Here is a 16,807-nt window from a genome sequence, read left to right as displayed (position 1 = left end):
TTTTAAAACTAATATATTACTTATTATCCAGTTTTCAAAGAACAAAGTTTGAGAGTAGACCTCTCAAAACTAAACAAAGTTTTGATTTCGCAAATGTACAAGGTTTTCCGTATTATTCCTTAGAAAGGAGGTGATCCAGCCGCAGGTTCTCCTACGGCTACCTTGTTACGACTTCACCCTAATCATCTGTCCCACCTTAGACGGCTGGCTCCCCGAAGGGTTACCTCACCGGCTTTGGGTGTTACAAACTCTCATGGTGTGACGGGCGGTGTGTACAAGGCCCGGGAACGTATTCACCGCGGCATGCTGATCCGCGATTACTAGCGATTCCGGCTTCATGTAGGCGAGTTGCAGCCTACAATCCGAACTGAGAATGGTTTTAAGAGATTAGCTAAACCTCGCGGTCTCGCAACTCGTTGTACCATCCATTGTAGCACGTGTGTAGCCCAGGTCATAAGGGGCATGATGATTTGACGTCGTCCCCACCTTCCTCCGGTTTGTCACCGGCAGTCTCACTAGAGTGCCCAACTAAATGCTGGCAACTAGTAATAAGGGTTGCGCTCGTTGCGGGACTTAACCCAACATCTCACGACACGAGCTGACGACAACCATGCACCACCTGTCACTTTGTCCCCGAAGGGAAAGCTCTATCTCTAGAGTGGTCAAAGGATGTCAAGACCTGGTAAGGTTCTTCGCGTTGCTTCGAATTAAACCACATGCTCCACCGCTTGTGCGGGCCCCCGTCAATTCCTTTGAGTTTCAACCTTGCGGTCGTACTCCCCAGGCGGAGTGCTTAATGCGTTAGCTGCGGCACTGAAGGGCGGAAACCCTCCAACACCTAGCGCTCATCGTTTACGGCATGGACTACCAGGGTATCTAATCCTGTTTGCTACCCATGCTTTCGAGCCTCAGCGTCAGTTACAGACCAGACAGCCGCCTTCGCCACTGGTGTTCTTCCATATATCTACGCATTTCACCGCTACACATGGAGTTCCACTGTCCTCTTCTGCACTCAAGTTTCCCAGTTTCCGATGCACTTCTTCGGTTGAGCCGAAGGCTTTCACATCAGACTTAAGAAACCGCCTGCGCTCGCTTTACGCCCAATAAATCCGGACAACGCTTGCCACCTACGTATTACCGCGGCTGCTGGCACGTAGTTAGCCGTGGCTTTCTGGTTGGATACCGTCACTACCTGATCAGTTACTATCAGATACATTCTTCTCCAACAACAGAGTTTTACGATCCGAAAACCTTCTTCACTCACGCGGCGTTGCTCCATCAGACTTTCGTCCATTGTGGAAGATTCCCTACTGCTGCCTCCCGTAGGAGTCTGGGCCGTGTCTCAGTCCCAGTGTGGCCGATTACCCTCTCAGGTCGGCTATGCATCACGGTCTTGGTGAGCCTTTACCTCACCAACTAACTAATGCACCGCGGGTCCATCCTAAAGTGATAGCCGAAACCATCTTTCAACCCTACACCATGCGGTGTTAGGTTTTATGCGGTATTAGCATCTGTTTCCAAATGTTATCCCCCACTTTAGGGCAGGTTACCCACGTGTTACTCACCCGTCCGCCACTCACTCAAATGTTTATCAATCAGGAGCAAGCTCCTTCAATCTAAACGAGAGTGCGTTCGACTTGCATGTATTAGGCACGCCGCCAGCGTTCGTCCTGAGCCAGGATCAAACTCTCGATTAAAAGTTTGTAGCTCTTGTTTTGTTACTTAATTTATTTGCTAGCGAAATTGACTTCGCAAATATGTTGTGCCCCGAAGGGCGACCCTACACATTTGGTTTATCAAAACTTTGTTCAGTTTTCAAAGATCTACTGTGTTGAAACAGCTTTTTAATTATATCATATAACTAATTACCTGTCAAACACTTTTAAAATTATTTATCACTTAGAAGTTATAGCTCCGTAAGCAACATATGATATGTTATCACGATTAGAAATAAATAACAAGTGTTTTTCAAAAACATTTTAATTATTTATTTTCTCACTCATTACTGAGCTACTCGCTTGCGACAACTTTACTAGTATACCAACTTACAATAGCAGATACAAGGACTTTCTGAAAAAGATTCAAAAAAAGAAGACCCGCGACACAAATCCGTGTCTGCTGGTCTTCTCTCGTTATTAAGCGTATAGTTTAGCAACTTGTTTTTGTAATTCTGGATGTGCTAAGAATTCATCATAGTTTGTTTCGGCACGATCAACTAAACCGTTAGCTGAAACTTCAATGATGTGATCTGCAATTGTTTGAATAAATTGGTGATCATGAGATGTAAAGATCAAAGCACCCTTGAAATCGATCAAGGCATCATTCAATGATGTAATTGATTCCAAATCCAAATGGTTAGTTGGATCATCTAATAGTAAGGTGTTTGATTTTTGAAGCATGATCTTAGATAGGATACAACGAACCTTTTCCCCACCAGAGAGAACATTAATTTCCTTCGTTACTTCATCCCCAGAGAATAACATTTTCCCTAAGAAACCACGTAAGAAGGTATTGTCGTCTTCACCCTTAGCGGCAAATTGACGTAACCAGTCTAAGATAATGAGTTGATCATCATTAAAGGCTGAGTTCGTATCTCTTGGTAAGTATGATTGTTGACTCGTCACACCCCATGTCACTGTACCACTATCTGGTTCTACTTCACCAGCTAAGATTTGCATTAAGACAGCTGTCGCAACGTCATTTCGTGAAACGATTGCTGCTTTTTCGTCTGGCTTAACTGAGAAGCTGATGTTATCTAACACTTTAACACCATCGATTGTTTTTGAGACGTTCTCAACCCGTAAAAGGTCATTTCCCAATTCGCGTTCGAAATCGAACTTAATGAATGGGTATTGACGTGAAGAAGGTTGGATGTCTTCTAATGTAATCTTCTCTAATTGCTTCTTACGAGAAGTAGCTTGTTTTGATTTTGAAGCATTAGCACTGAAACGTGCGATAAAGTCTTGTAATTCTTTGATTTGTTCTTCTTTTTTAGCATTAACGTTTGATTGTAACTTAGCTGCCAACTTACTTGATTCTAACCAGAAGTCGTAATTACCAACAAATGTCTTGATGCGACCAAAGTCCACATCACACATCATTGTACATACTTGATTTAAGAAGTAACGGTCATGGGAAACAACGATCACGATGTTCGGGAAGTCAGCCAAGAAGTTTTCTAACCATTCAACTGAGGCACTGTCCAAACCATTAGTTGGTTCGTCCAATAATAGGATATCAGGTTTGCCAAAGAGCGCTTGACCAAGTAAAACCTTAATCTTTTGCCCTTCCATCAATTCACTCATCTTCACATGGTGTAAAGATTCATCGATACCTAAAGCTTGGAGTAATTGAGCAGCTTCTGATTCAGCATCCCAACCATTCATTTCAGCGAATTCAGCTTCTAGATCAGCAGCCTTCATCCCATCTTCTTCAGTGAATTCAGCTTTAGCGTATAGGGCATCCTTAGCTTGCATCACTTCATATAACTTCTTATGACCTTGGATCACGGTCTCTAACACTTCGAATTCTTCAAAAGCGTAGTGATCTTGATTCAAACTCGACATCCGTTCATTAGGGCCCATTGAGATGTGGCCTGATGATGGTTGTAATTTACCTTCTAATAATTTTAGAAAAGTTGACTTACCTGCACCATTGGCACCGATCACGCCATAACAATTTCCAGGTGTAAACTTCAAATTAACGTCTTCATATAACTTACGCCCAGAAAGCGTTAAGCTCATTTCACTAACAGTTATCACTTGATTCCCTCACTTTTCTTTCATGACTCTAAAAAGCCAACCGTTTCATGTGAAACGGCTGGCTTTCTACCATTGACAATATATGCTTAACTCTAACATATCTAATGACTAGTTATCAACCAGGCTATTTGACCTTAGCAATCTTACCTTGTTGAATATAGACGCTTAGAATCCCGATATCGGCTGGGTTCACCCCACCAATCCGACTTGCTTGTGCAAGTGTTTCGGGTTGAATTTTTTGTAATTTTTGACGACCTTCTGTTGCAAGGCCTTCAATTGCATCGTAATCGATATTGGCTGGAATCTTCTTAGCTTCCATCCGTTTTAACTTCGCAATCTTAGCCTTTTCCTTATCAATATAACCTGCATATTTGACTTGGATTTCAACTTGTTCCACAACACGGTTATCGATTCCTTCAACCGCTGGAATGAATTGAATTAAATCGGCATACTTCACTTCTGGTCGTTTTAAGAAGTCACTGGCTAAAACACCATCTTTAAGTGGCGCTTCACCCTTAGCAGCTAAAAAGGCTTGGATTTCTGGTGTTGGTTTTAAGCGAATCTTTTCTAAACGTGCTAATTCAGCTTCAACCGCTGCTTTTTTCACTTCATAACTGTCAAAACGGTCATCATTGATTAAACCTAATTCATGACCCTTTTCCGTTAAACGCAAATCAGCATTATCGTGACGAAGCATTAAACGGTATTCTGCACGTGAGGTTAATAGACGGTAAGGTTCCTTAGTCCCCTTAGTGACCAAGTCATCGATTAAGACCCCGATGTAAGCTTCACTTCGATCCAAGATGAATGGGTCGCGGCCCGTTTGTTTGAGGGCGGCGTTAATCCCGGCCATCAAACCTTGACCAGCAGCTTCTTCATAACCTGAAGTGCCGTTCATTTGGCCAGCTGTATAAAGATTTTCAACCACTTTAGTTTCAAGGGTTGGTTTTAATTGCCATGGTTCAACGACATCATATTCAATCGCATAACCAGGGCGCATCATTTGGGCATTTTCTAACCCTTCGATAGAATGAATCATTTTGTGTTGGATTTCTTCTGGCATTGATGTTGAGAAATCACCAACGTAGTATTCTTCTGTTTCGCGGCCTTCTGGTTCCAAGAAAATTTGGTGGCGAGGCTTATCCGCGAAGCGGACAATTTTATCTTCAATTGATGGGCAATAACGTGGGCCGACACCTTCAATCACACCGGTAAACATTGGGGCGCGGTCGAGATTATCGCGAATCACTTGATGCGTCGTATCATTCGTGTACGTCATCCAACAAGAAAGTTGGTCTTTCAAATAAGCACTATCAGGTGTTTCAAAACTAAAGTGGTTCGGTTCCTTATCCCCTGGTTGTTCTTCCGTCTTTGAAAAATCGATTGTTGTGCCGTCCACTCGTGGTGGTGTCCCCGTTTTAAAACGCGTCAACACAAAACCGTTATCTTCAAGACTCTCTGAAAGTTTAATAGAAGGAATTGAATTATTAGGACCTGATGAATACGTTAATTCACCAATGATAATCTTGCCTCGTGAGGCTGTTCCGGCTGTTAAAATCACACTGTCAGCACTGTAACGGGCACCTGTGTTAGTCACAATCCCTTTGCAGACACCGTCTTCAACGATCAATGATTCAGCAATCCCTTGACGGAGTGTTAAGTGGTCCGTCGTTTCGATTGTCCGTTTCATTGTCCGGTGATAGGCATGCTTATCAGCTTGGGCGCGTAATGCGCGGACAGCTGGGCCTTTACCTGTATTTAGCATCCGCATTTGGATGTAAGTCTTATCGATATTGCGGCCTATTTGACCACCTAAGGCGTCAATTTCACGGACCACGATGCCTTTTGCCGGGCCACCCAATGATGGGTTACATGGCATAAAAGCAACCATATCTAAGTTAATCGTTAATAATAATGTTTCGCGGCCCATTCGTGCAGCAGCTAATGCCGCTTCGGAACCCGCATGGCCGGCACCAACAACAATTACGTCGTAGTGCGCTGCGTCATATTCTCGCATGTTTTGTTCTCCTTTAATATGGTTCAAGACCTATTTACCTAAACAGAATTGGCTAAAGAGTTCCGTAATCAATTCATCTGGCGCTGAATCCCCGGTAATCTCACCGAGCTTGTCCCAACAGTTGGTCATATCGATTTGCACGAGGTCAACTGGCATGCCAGCTGCAATCCCGCTAATAACTTCATCTAATGATTGTTGTGCTTGGTTTAATAAGCCAATTTGACGGGCGTTGGTAATCATCACCGTACTTTGGCTATTTTCAATCCCACCGAAGAAGAGTTTGGCGATTTGGGCTTCCAAATCAGTCACCCCTTCACTCGTTAAAATTGACGTTTGAATCACTTCATCTGCACGTACTAATGTTTGGAGTTCATCTAAGTCCAATTGATTAGGTAAGTCAGTCTTATTTAAAATAATGATCCGTTTTTTATCAGTTGTCGCTGTGATTAGTTCGCGATCTTCAATCGTTAAAGGTTCGCTTTGGTTTAGGACCAATAAAATCAAGTCGGCTTTGGTAATTGCTGCGCGACTTCTTTCGACCCCAATCTTTTCAACCTTATCTTCGGTATCATGAATCCCCGCCGTATCAACCAGCTTCAATGGTACACCGCGGACGTTGACGTATTCTTCCAAAACATCACGGGTCGTTCCAGCAACATCCGTCACAATAGCTTTATCTTCATGTAAAAGATGGTTTAACAAACTTGATTTACCAACGTTTGGTCGCCCAACGATGGCCGTTGCCAACCCTTCACGCAAGACTTTACCTTGTTGCGCTGTTTGGAGTAATTCACCAATCCGCCCTTTAACAAGTTCAGCTTTTTCAAGTAAAATTCGGGTCGTCATTTCATCGGTATCGTATTCGGGATAGTCAATGTTAACTTCGACTTGCGCCAATACTTCTAAGATTTCTTGGCGTAAATTCTTAATGAGATGCGTTAAGCTCCCATCCAATTGATCAACAGCAACTTGCATTGCCCTGTCAGTTTTAGCCCGGATAAGATCCATCACAGATTCAGCTTGGGTTAAATCAATCCGCCCGTTTAAAAAGGCCCGCTTCGTGAATTCACCTGGTTCGGCCATTCGTGCACCGTAACTCATCAATAGTTGCAAGATTCGGTTAGTCGCCACAATCCCACCATGACAATTAATTTCAATCACATCTTCGCGCGTAAATGTTTTAGGCGCACGCATGACAGAAACCATGACTTCGTCGACCACCGCATCCGTTTTAGGGTCAATAATATGGCCATAATTAATCGTATGGCTTGCCACTTTATCGAGATCCTTGCCGCGATAAACCCGTTTAATGATGGCTAAACTGTCATCTCCTGAAAGACGCACAATTGAAATTGCCCCCTCACCAGGTGGTGTTGAGATCGCCGTAATCGTATCAAATTCTGTGACTGTCGTTGGCATTATAAAAGCTTCCTTCCTAAAATAGCTGCATAAAAAAAGCGCTTAGCGTCCACCCCTCCCGTCATTGCGTAAGGGGTGGACAAAGCACTTTCACTACTTTATCGATATTTAATTAGTTTCATTATACACGATTTCTATCGACCGTCAATTGACAAGTCTTAAAAAGAACGGGCTGATTCAACCACAATTACCCGGCGATCGCCGCGCCCTTCTGAGTGAGTTTGGACGTGACGGTTGTTCGTTAAATAGCCATGAACAATCTTCCGTTCAAACGCTGGCATTGGCTCTAAAGTGACCGCCTTACCAGTTGCGACCACTTCTCTGGCCGCCTTATCCGCTAAATGTTTAACAATTGTCGCTCTTCTTTGCCGATAATCGCCAACATCCAGCATCATCAACTGTTTTCCTTTGGTGTGATGATCGTAATACGTTTGCGCTAAATATTGGAGCGCATTGATCGTCTTCCCGTGTTTGCCAATCAGCAAACCTTCCTTAGTCGTCTTTAAATGGAAGATGACTTGCTTGTGTTCTTTTGTAACGGTCATCGTGACCGGCGTGCCAATCTGCGCTGTTATGTCGGTAATGTATTGCTTTAAAGCTTCGATCGTCGCCTCACGACTCTGACGCATTGGGGCCTTTTCTGGCTGATCTGCTGGTTCAGTTGCCACGTCTTCAACGCTTGGTTGTTCCGGTTCAACTGGGGTTGGTTCAGCGACCGTTATCGGATTTAACGTAACGATTGCTGGTTGCTTACCAAACCCTAAAAAACCCTTCTTACCTTCTTCAAGGACATCAACTGTGACCTTATCACGCGTTAATTTTAACGCTGCTAACCCCGCATCAATTGCGGCTTGAATATCCTTACCTTCAAAAGTTGGCATTTTTAAACCTCCGCTCATTAAGCGTCAGTTTGTCACTGGACGCTTATTTTTATCTAATATCAGTATAACATGCCCGCTTTTTAAGCGACACTTAATCTAAATCGGTAGCGGTTAGTTCTAAAAAGAGCGCCACATCTTTGGCAATCGAATCCGCCGCCGCTTGCCAAAAGGCCGGTTGCGTCAAATCAACGCCTAAGTGTTTTTGCGCCAATTCTTCAGTACTCATATTGGCCGTGTCTTGCAAGAGTGCGATATAATCCGCTTCAAAGTGCGGCACACTTTGCGCTTTGGCGTAAATCCCCATTGAAAAGAGATATCCAAATGTATACGGGAAGTTATAAAATGGCACATCATCGAAGAAGAAATGTTGTTTGTCTGCCCAGAATAATGGGTCATAATCTGTTAGTGCGTCCGCATAGGCTTCTTTTTGGGCGCTCAACATGATGCCTTTCAAATCGTCAGGCGTTAGTAGCCCTTGTTGCCGCATTTCATAGAAGCGATGTTCAAATAAATAGCGCGCATGAATATTCATAAACATATCGATGGCGTTTGTTATTTTTTGATCGAGTAAGTTAATCTTCGTTGCGCGATCTTGTGCTTCATTGACCGTTGCATCGACCACGATTAATTCCGCCAACGTCGAAGCTGTTTCGGCGACGTTCATCGCGTAATCTTGGCGCCAGCCAGGTAATTGATTAATCATCATTGTATGGAAGCCGTGCCCTAATTCATGCGCCAAAGTTGAGACGCCGCCGGGTGTGCCATCATAGGTCATGAAAATTCTAAAATCATTCGTCTCGGGTAAATCGGTCATGTAGCCACCCGGTTGTTTACCCGGCCGATCTTCCGCTTCAATCCACCGCTTTTCAAATGCCGTTTGTGCGACGGCTGCCATTTTCGGACTGAAATCTCGGAAATGCGCAATGATAAATTCAGCAGCTTCGTCATACGATTTTTTAGTCATCTGGAAATCATCAACCACGACCGGTGCCCAAGTATCTTGCCAAGCTAACTGCTTTTTACCCATTAAAGCGGCCTTCCGGTTCAAAAAAGCAACCAGTGGTGCTTTATTTTGGCTGACTACCGACCACATCGCATCCAGTGTAGCTGGTTTCATCCGGTTATATTCTAGCGGTTTTTTCATAAAGTCGGTGGTCCCATGAGCTTGGTAAGTCGTTAATCTAAAACCAGCTAAGTGATTCAAGGTATCCGCCAACATTGGTGAGAAACGATCCCAGGTTTGTTGCCAATTTTTAAAAACCACTTCGCGGACTTTAGAATCTGGATCTGATTCAAACTTATTTTGAGCCTGCCCAGCTGATAAGGTTTGATCTAAATAAGGAATCTGGGTTTCCGCAACGATCGTATCGTAGTGATCACTCCATCCTTGCAACCCATCGAGTGCCAATTGGTCCAATAATTTTTCGGTTTGTTCATCTAATAAGTCCGCCCCTTGTTGGCGTTTTTCCCGTAGGTTGAACTGAATCGGCGCAAAGGCTGGTTGGCTGACTAATGTTTCGAATTGTTCAGTCGTTAAAGCCACCAATTTTTTCGTCAATAAAACATCAATTTGACGGGCGGTATTTTGCAATTGATTAATCCGGTCCATCATGGGCGCCACTTGTTGGTTGCGTTCGTCAACCGATTGAATCATGTTGACGAAACTGCCTGTTTGCTTCAACCCGGATTCAATTTGTTGTAATTGCGTCGTGATGGCCTGCATTTGTTCAAAGGCCGGTTCATCAAACACAAATTGCCAGTCACTTGTCATTTTTAAAACAACCGGAATCTGTTGCCCCAATGCTTGGAGTCGATTTTCTAAGGCTGGTGAGGCTAAGCCCCCTTTAAAAATGGTTTCTAAATCCCATTGTTCTGAGTAAGTCATATCCTTGCCCTCCGCTTTTCAACTATTGCGCCTATTATAACGAATTTTAACGACCAGTGCGACGATTTTAAGCGGCCGCCTACTAGACATTTAATTTAAATCTGTTATATTAGCGATGTAAGCAGATACATAACTGCTAGAAAGGCGATGCTGAACATGACCATTGAACAAATACCAGCCAACACATTGGCAGATTTAGCCGCATTATTAAATAGGCGTGAAGTCCCTGACGAAATCATGGCGACCGGACCAGAATTGATCCAGTACGGTCAACATCTCATGGCTAGCCAACTATCAGATGAAGCCCACCTCGGCAGCGATCTAGGTGGTGCCGGTCTTTTAACCCTTATCGAACAAGCTAACACGGCGTTTTTCGATCACTTTCATCTCTTTGATGACGCAACCCCAATCGACGCGAAATTAACGCGCAAAGTGGTCACGCTCTATCGTCTAAAACCAATTGACGACCAGCACTTCTTATTCCGCTTGAAGCAGTTGGATTATTAAAACACAAAAAAGACCGACCAGCATAAAATGCTGGTCGGTCTTTTAATTTTAAAATTAACGTTTTTTCGTTGCTTTCTTACGTGCTTTAGCAAGTGCTTTTTCCCGATCACGTTTAGCTCGTTCTTTAGCTTCACGTTCCCGACGGATCTTGAATGGGTTTTGAATCACCATTGTTTGACCAACAGAAAAGGCATTTGTGACCACCCAGTAAATTGAAACGGCTGACGCAATGTTCATCGCCATCACGAAAATCATGATTGGCATTACCCAGAGCATTGCGGTCGTTGTGGCATTCTTCGTTGGTTGTGACATCATCGTTAAATATGATGTGGCAAACGTAAAGACGGCCGCCAAAATCGCCATAATAAAGTACGGATCAGCTTTACCAAGTTGCATCCATAAGAATGACCCACTCTTCAAAGCAGATGTCCGGTAGATGGCTTGATACAAGGCAATCAAGACTGGCATTTGGACCAATAATGGTAAACAACCAATCACAGGATTGACCCCTGCTTCAGCGTAAAGTTTCTGTGTTTCTTCACGTAATTTTTGTTGTGTTTCAACATCTTTAGAAGCGTATTTCTTTTGAAGGGCTTGAATTTCAGGTGCCACTTCTTGTTGCTTCATCATTGTCTTACTTTGCCACCAAGTTAATGGCAAAATAATCAACCGGATAATAATAGTAAAGGCAACGATGGCCCAACCATAACTACCACCAAAGATATCAGCTAACCACAACAGGAATCGTGAGAAGTTATAAATAATATAGTGATCCCAGAAACCAGTGCTAGCACTGCTAACAGGTGCAGTACTACACCCAGCAGCAATTAGCATAAATAAGAATAAACTAGCGACTAATAATAGTCGTTTGCGATTTTTTGAATTCACTCTCAATCCCTCACTTATTCAGAAGCAGAATCTGCTTCTTCCTTTAATAACTTAGCTAGCTTGAAGACATGGATTAAATTTTGTTTTGTTTCTGCCATCGTTAATTGGTTAGCGCCACGTCTTGCGATCACCAAAAAGTCAACGGGTTGCAACAAATCTGGTTTCAACTCCGTAATACTTTGGCGAATATAACGTTTCACCTGATTACGCATCACTGCGTTACCCACTTTTTTACCGACAGAAAGACCGACTCTAAAATGTTTTTGACCAGGTTTATCTAAGCGGTAAACCACAAAATTGCGGTTGGCCACTGATTGACTTGCATCAAAAACCGTTTGGAAATCTTGTTCTTTTTTAACACGGTACGACTTTCTCATAATTCACTCCGGCATTTCTATTAATAAATTGAGGATAATAAAAAAACCACTGAAGCATCAGTGGCCTATGCAGATAATACTTTTCTGCCCTTAGCACGGCGTCTTGCAAGTACCTTGCGACCGTTCTTAGTATTCATACGTTTCATGAAACCATGAACACGTTCTTTATGGCGTTTCTTTGGTTGAAATGTTCTCTTTGTAGTCATTAATCTGGCACCTCCTAATTGACTATGTCTATTGTTTTCTTATCTGAGAAACAACTGGCGGCAATAACCACCTATGACATTCACTAAAATATAATAGCATATTTCTATAGAAGTTAAAACACTTTCTGTAAAAAAATTCGTTAAATTTGGTTGTCCACAGATCTGAAAAATTTTGTTTTTCTTGTGGATAACCTGAATAGTCGATTTTAACATAATTTTTATCCCCAGCAAACCTACCAGAGTTATCCAGAGAATCACAGGGTGTTTATTAGTTATCCACACCTGTTTTTAACGTTGTGAATAAGTCTGAAGAACCCGCACTATGAAAGCGTCTATTTTCAATTCGTTTTTGTGGATAACTCTAAAATTGCTGTGTATTTCTCAGTTGTCCACACCCCAGAATAAAAGTTATCCGCCTCGTTGTGGATGAGTGCATAACTTTTTATTTTTATCCTGTGGATTTTGTTCTTGTTGTGGAAAACTTTTTTTAGAATGCTAGAATGTATTTAGTCTTTCTTTATTGAGTATTTTTCAATAAAGTGGTGATTTTATGTGAGGAGGACACGCTACATGCCTGATCTTCAGGAACTTTGGAATTATCTGCAAGAAAAATTCCAAACCGATCTAACCACGGTTGGCTTTAACGCTTGGATTAAAACCGCTAAGCCGCTTGCTTTTAGAGCTAACGAACTACTAATTGAAGTGCCTTCTGTCTTGCACAAAGAATACTGGGAAAATAACTTGGCGACTAAAGTCGTTGAAGGGGCCTATGAGTTTGCGGAAATCGAGCTGACCCCTATTTTTGTGTTACCTGGTGAATCTGACAACTTAACACCGCTTGAACCAGAAGAAGAACACGTTTTAACGAAGGCTGAAACACCAACCTTTTTACGTGAAACGCATTTAAATAGTAAATATACATTTGATACGTTTGTCACTGGGAAAGGCAATCAAATGGCCCACGCTGCGGCGTTGGTGGTTTCCGAAGAACCCGGTGTCTTATACAATCCCCTCTTCTTATATGGTGGTGTTGGTTTAGGTAAAACCCATTTGATGCAAGCAATTGGTCACCAATTACTCGAATCAAAACCCGAAACGAACGTTAAGTACGTGACGAGTGAGGCTTTTGCCAACGATTTTATCAATTCGATTCAAACGAAGAATCAAGAGAAATTTAGACAAGAATACCGGAACGTCGACCTTTTATTAGTGGATGATATTCAATTTTTCGCTGATAAAGAAGGAACGCAAGAAGAATTCTTCCATACATTTAATGATCTCTATAATGATAAGAAACAAATTGTGTTGACCTCTGATCGCCTCCCAAATGAGATTCCCAAGCTGCAAGAACGCTTGGTTTCTCGGTTTAAATGGGGGTTACCAGTCGATATCACGCCACCTGATCTTGAGACGCGAATTGCGATTTTAAGAAATAAAGCCGATGCGGAACATCTGGAAATTCCAGAAGATACGCTCAGTTATATTGCTGGGCAAATCGATTCCAACGTTCGGGAATTAGAAGGCGCACTCGTGCGGGTCCAAGCCTATGCAACGATGCAAAACGCTGAGATTACAACCAGTCTAGCGGCCGACGCGCTCAAAGGCTTGAAACTCAACGGTAAATCTAGTCAGCTCTCGATTGCCAAGATTCAATCGGTGGTTGCTAAATATTACAGCTTAACCGTTGCTGATCTTAAAGGTCGCAAGCGGGTCAAAGAGATTGTGTTGCCGCGCCAAATCGCAATGTACCTTGCTCGCGAAATGACCGACAGCTCATTACCTAAAATTGGCCAAGAGTTTGGCGGTAAAGATCATACGACCGTCATGCATGCTCATGAACGGATTAGTCAAAGTTTGACAACCGATCAAAACCTAAAAGATGCCATTTTGGATTTAAAGAACACAATGAAGTCTTAAAAATGGGTTGTGGATAAAGGTAAAAGTTATCCTAAGGATTTCTCACATTTTATCCACAGGTGGAAAACTATGAGATTCTTGGCTTTCAATACTTATCCACAGGTTCCACAGGCCCTACTACTATTACTTTAAAATCTTTTAATATATATATAATATTCACCCTCGGAGGTAGCACCTATGAAATTTTCAATTAACCGCGCCCTATTTATCAAAACGCTCAATGATGTGCAACGGGCCATTTCAGCTAAAACAACGATTCCGATCCTAACAGGGCTTAAACTTGTTCTATCGCAAGAAGGCTTGACGCTAACCGGTAGTGATGCGGATATCTCAATTGAAGCAACATTGTCAGCCTCAGATGAAAAAAACCAATTAGTCGTCGAAGAAGTTGGCGAAATTGTGTTACCAGCACGTTTCTTTAGTGAAATCGTTAAAAAATTACCAGAAGATCAGATGCGAATTGCAGTTGGAAATAATTTCCAAACAACAATTCGCTCCGGTAAATCAGAATTTACAATCAACGGGTTAGACGCTAATAGTTATCCACACCTTCCTGAAATTGCAGGGCAAAATACATTTAGCATCAGCACTGATGTTTTGAAACAACTCATTCACCAAACCGTCATCGCTGTTTCTAATCAAGAAAGTCGCCCAATCTTAACTGGGGTCCACTTGGTCCTAGCCAATGGCGAAATGTTAGCCGTTGCGACTGATAGCCATCGTTTAGCACAACGTAAATTAACAGTTGCGCTTCCAAGTGATGCCAATTATGACGTCATCATTCCTGGTAAGAGTTTGGTAGAACTTTCAAGAACGCTTGCGGATGATGCCGAAGACGTTGAAATTCGGATTGCTGAAAACCAAGTCCTCTTTAAAGCTGGCAACTTAGCCTTTTATTCACGCTTATTAGAAGGTAACTATCCTGATACAGCACGTTTAATTCCAACTTCATCAAGTACCCAAATCGAATTTAACGCGCCAGTCTTATTGGCCGCTATCGAACGGGCGTCATTGTTATCCCATGAAAGTCGGAATAACGTTGTCCGTTTAACACTCGACACAGAGGCTAACACAGCGATTATTTATGGTAATTCACCAGATGTGGGGAATGTTGAAGAAGCCCTTCAATTTGAAAACCTCACGGGTGAATCCCTTGAAATTTCATTTAACCCTGACTACATGAAGGATGCCTTGCGTTCATTTGGCCAAACAACAATCGTGATTAACTTTACGGCTGCTTTACGACCATTTACGTTGGTTCCAAGTGAAGATCAAGAACACTATATTCAATTGATCACACCAGTCCGGACATTCTAAAATTAAATAACAACTCAAAAACGCCTCGATGAGAGGCGTTTTTTTGTGAACTAGAATTAAAATAAATTCGGTTACAGCGATTTAAGATATTTCTAGTAGGAGAGGGGTAATTTTGTCAAAAACGCTGAGAAAGCATTTTAACCATGTTTATTTGTTTTTAGTGCTAAAAAAGTCTATAATTACTAGGTATAACGGATCGTTATTTTTCCAGTAATTAATATCGTTAAGAATGGTGGGTTAATATGACACAAGAAATTAAACTTGAGGCTGAATTCGTCACATTAGGACAACTCCTAAAAGAAGCCGGCATTATTGAAACGGGTGGCAAAGCCAAATGGTTCCTAAGAGAAAATACGGTTTTAGTCAATGGCGAACCTGATGATCGACGTGGCCGGAAGTTATATCCAGAGGATGTCATTGAAGTCCCAGATAACGGCCAATTCATCGTTAAACAACAAGAAAGATTGTAGGCAGCTATGTATCTAAGCGAACTACAACTGAATCATTATCGTAATTATGAGTCAGTTGATGTGCACTTTTCACCAGATACGAACGTCTTGATTGGTGAAAATGCGCAGGGGAAAACGAACTTACTAGAAGCAATCTACGTTTTAGCCTTGGCCCGCTCACATCGCACGAATACCGATCGCGAATTAATTCAATGGCATGAAGACTTCGCTAAAATTACCGGTTTGGTCCAACGTTCTGCAGGGAAAACCCCGTTAGAGCTCGTTTTAAGCCAAAAAGGTAAAAAGGCGAAGGTCAATCATTTAGAACAGGCCAAGTTATCACAATATATTGGTCAGCTAAACGTCGTGTTATTTGCGCCGGAGGATTTAAACATCGTTAAGGGTTCGCCCGCTGTGAGACGTCATTTCATTGATATGGAATTCGGGCAGATGAGTAGCAAGTATCTCTATAATATTTCGCAATACAAATCAATTCTGAAACAACGTAATCAATATCTTAAGCAACTCCAACGGCGCCAAGCCAAGGATCTTGTTTATTTAGGTGTTTTATCGGATCAATTAGCGGCTTACGGGGCGGAAGTGACCGTCGCCCGTCGCCAGTTTCTCCAACAAATGGAAAAATGGGCCCAAAAATTGCATCAGGAGATTACGAAGGATCGGGAAGTCTTGACGTTTAAATATCAAAGTCAAATTCCAGAAGAACAATTAGATCAAAGTGTCGAAGAACTCTATCAACAATTTCAAACCTTGTATGAGAAACAACAAACCCGTGAGGTTGAACAAGGCACGACGTTGATTGGTCCCCACCGCGATGATGTTCAATTTTTAGTCAACGATAAGGATGTGCAGGCCTTTGGTTCCCAAGGGCAACAACGGACAACCGCGTTGAGTGTCAAATTGGCCGAAATTGACTTGATGAAGGCCCAAACCGGGGAATACCCGATTTTATTACTGGACGATGTGTTGTCGGAATTAGACGATTTACGCCAAACACATTTGTTGAAGACGTTCCAAAACAAAGTCCAAACATTCCTCACAACAACCAGTTTAGAGAATGTTAAAAAAGAAATTATTGCGACGCCGCGCGTGTTTACAGTCACCAACGGGGTCGTCACAGAAGAACAAGCAGAATAGTTGGCATAATAAGACGATCAAATGGAGG

General features: G+C 42.4%; 13 protein-coding genes and 1 rRNA gene. 5 read left to right on the top strand and 9 right to left on the bottom strand.

Going from position 1 to position 16,807, the window contains the following annotated elements; all coding sequences use genetic code 11:
* Positions 1-123 precede the first annotated feature (123 nt).
* From LEUCM_RS02820 to LEUCM_RS02795, 6 genes are all read right to left on the bottom strand, one after another.
* Positions 124-1,697: ribosomal RNA gene (locus LEUCM_RS02820) — 16S ribosomal RNA — on the bottom strand.
* Between the two features lie 438 nt (positions 1,698-2,135).
* On the bottom strand, positions 2,136-3,761 hold the full coding sequence (locus LEUCM_RS02815) for an ABC-F family ATP-binding cassette domain-containing protein (protein ID WP_016264305.1): 1,626 nt from the start codon (positions 3,759-3,761) through the stop codon (positions 2,136-2,138).
* A gap of 124 nt (positions 3,762-3,885) precedes the next feature.
* Positions 3,886-5,778 carry a tRNA uridine-5-carboxymethylaminomethyl(34) synthesis enzyme MnmG gene (gene mnmG, locus LEUCM_RS02810; RefSeq protein WP_056936469.1) on the bottom strand — a complete coding sequence of 631 codons (1,893 nt, stop codon included), beginning with the start codon at positions 5,776-5,778 and terminating at the stop codon, positions 3,886-3,888.
* A gap of 30 nt (positions 5,779-5,808) precedes the next feature.
* Complete coding sequence (mnmE, locus tag LEUCM_RS02805) at positions 5,809-7,197, bottom strand: tRNA uridine-5-carboxymethylaminomethyl(34) synthesis GTPase MnmE (RefSeq protein WP_011375560.1); 1,389 nt, start codon at positions 7,195-7,197, stop codon at positions 5,809-5,811.
* Positions 7,198-7,355: 158 nt separating this feature from the next.
* Entirely contained in the window at positions 7,356-8,078 is a 723-nt protein-coding gene (jag, locus tag LEUCM_RS02800; protein WP_016264307.1) for an RNA-binding cell elongation regulator Jag/EloR, read from the bottom strand.
* 91 nt (positions 8,079-8,169) lie between these two features.
* Positions 8,170-9,963: a M3 family oligoendopeptidase gene (locus LEUCM_RS02795; RefSeq protein WP_016264308.1), complete on the bottom strand. Its 1,794-nt coding sequence runs from the start codon at positions 9,961-9,963 to the stop codon at positions 8,170-8,172.
* A 156-nt stretch (positions 9,964-10,119) separates the two neighbouring features.
* Between LEUCM_RS02795 and LEUCM_RS02790 the strand changes: the two genes are divergently transcribed.
* Positions 10,120-10,470, top strand: coding sequence for a hypothetical protein (locus LEUCM_RS02790; RefSeq protein WP_016264309.1), 351 nt, complete (start codon positions 10,120-10,122; stop codon positions 10,468-10,470).
* 54 nt (positions 10,471-10,524) lie between these two features.
* On the opposite strand, the gene yidC is transcribed toward LEUCM_RS02790, so the two are convergent.
* The 3 genes from yidC to rpmH form a co-directional block, all read right to left on the bottom strand.
* Positions 10,525-11,304: a membrane protein insertase YidC gene (gene yidC, locus LEUCM_RS02785; RefSeq protein WP_051524304.1), complete on the bottom strand. Its 780-nt coding sequence runs from the start codon at positions 11,302-11,304 to the stop codon at positions 10,525-10,527.
* A 68-nt stretch (positions 11,305-11,372) separates the two neighbouring features.
* Positions 11,373-11,735 (bottom strand): ribonuclease P protein component, encoded by a 363-nt coding sequence (gene rnpA, locus LEUCM_RS02780; RefSeq protein WP_011375565.1) that lies wholly within the window; start codon positions 11,733-11,735, stop codon positions 11,373-11,375.
* 65 nt (positions 11,736-11,800) lie between these two features.
* Positions 11,801-11,941: a 50S ribosomal protein L34 gene (gene rpmH, locus LEUCM_RS02775; protein ID WP_004265830.1), complete on the bottom strand. Its 141-nt coding sequence runs from the start codon at positions 11,939-11,941 to the stop codon at positions 11,801-11,803.
* 570 nt (positions 11,942-12,511) lie between these two features.
* On the opposite strand from rpmH, the gene dnaA reads away from it, so the two are divergent.
* From dnaA to recF, 4 genes are all read left to right on the top strand, one after another.
* Positions 12,512-13,858, top strand: a complete 1,347-nt coding sequence (gene dnaA, locus LEUCM_RS02770; protein WP_011373719.1) for a chromosomal replication initiator protein DnaA — start codon at positions 12,512-12,514, stop codon at positions 13,856-13,858.
* Positions 13,859-14,035: 177 nt separating this feature from the next.
* Complete coding sequence (dnaN, locus tag LEUCM_RS02765) at positions 14,036-15,175, top strand: DNA polymerase III subunit beta (RefSeq protein ID WP_016264311.1); 1,140 nt, start codon at positions 14,036-14,038, stop codon at positions 15,173-15,175.
* A gap of 242 nt (positions 15,176-15,417) precedes the next feature.
* A complete protein-coding gene (gene yaaA / locus LEUCM_RS02760; protein WP_016264312.1) occupies positions 15,418-15,645 on the top strand; it encodes a S4 domain-containing protein YaaA in 228 nt (75 codons plus the stop codon).
* A gap of 6 nt (positions 15,646-15,651) precedes the next feature.
* The gene (recF, locus tag LEUCM_RS02755; RefSeq protein WP_016264313.1) at positions 15,652-16,779 is read left to right on the top strand and encodes a DNA replication/repair protein RecF; all 1,128 of its coding nucleotides are present in this window, start codon (positions 15,652-15,654) and stop codon (positions 16,777-16,779) included.
* The last annotated feature ends 28 nt before the right edge of the window (positions 16,780-16,807 follow it).

Source organism: Latilactobacillus sakei subsp. sakei DSM 20017 = JCM 1157, from assembly GCF_002370355.1.
GTDB classification, from domain to species: Bacteria; Bacillota; Bacilli; order Lactobacillales; family Lactobacillaceae; genus Latilactobacillus; species Latilactobacillus sakei.
This window is presented reverse-complemented; position numbering and strand designations above follow the sequence as displayed.

Coding starts and splice junctions, on each gene's coding strand:
- mnmG (WP_056936469.1), bottom strand. CDS start 5,778: ATGCGAGAATATGACGCAGCGCACTACGACGTAATTGTTGTTGGTGCC.
- mnmE (WP_011375560.1), bottom strand. CDS start 7,197: ATGCCAACGACAGTCACAGAATTTGATACGATTACGGCGATCTCAACA.
- jag (WP_016264307.1), bottom strand. CDS start 8,078: ATGCCAACTTTTGAAGGTAAGGATATTCAAGCCGCAATTGATGCGGGG.
- LEUCM_RS02795 (WP_016264308.1), bottom strand. CDS start 9,963: ATGACTTACTCAGAACAATGGGATTTAGAAACCATTTTTAAAGGGGGC.
- LEUCM_RS02790 (WP_016264309.1), top strand. CDS start 10,120: ATGACCATTGAACAAATACCAGCCAACACATTGGCAGATTTAGCCGCA.
- yidC (WP_051524304.1), bottom strand. CDS start 11,304: ATGCTAATTGCTGCTGGGTGTAGTACTGCACCTGTTAGCAGTGCTAGC.
- rnpA (WP_011375565.1), bottom strand. CDS start 11,735: ATGAGAAAGTCGTACCGTGTTAAAAAAGAACAAGATTTCCAAACGGTT.
- rpmH (WP_004265830.1), bottom strand. CDS start 11,941: ATGACTACAAAGAGAACATTTCAACCAAAGAAACGCCATAAAGAACGT.
- dnaA (WP_011373719.1), top strand. CDS start 12,512: ATGCCTGATCTTCAGGAACTTTGGAATTATCTGCAAGAAAAATTCCAA.
- dnaN (WP_016264311.1), top strand. CDS start 14,036: ATGAAATTTTCAATTAACCGCGCCCTATTTATCAAAACGCTCAATGAT.
- yaaA (WP_016264312.1), top strand. CDS start 15,418: ATGACACAAGAAATTAAACTTGAGGCTGAATTCGTCACATTAGGACAA.
- recF (WP_016264313.1), top strand. CDS start 15,652: ATGTATCTAAGCGAACTACAACTGAATCATTATCGTAATTATGAGTCA.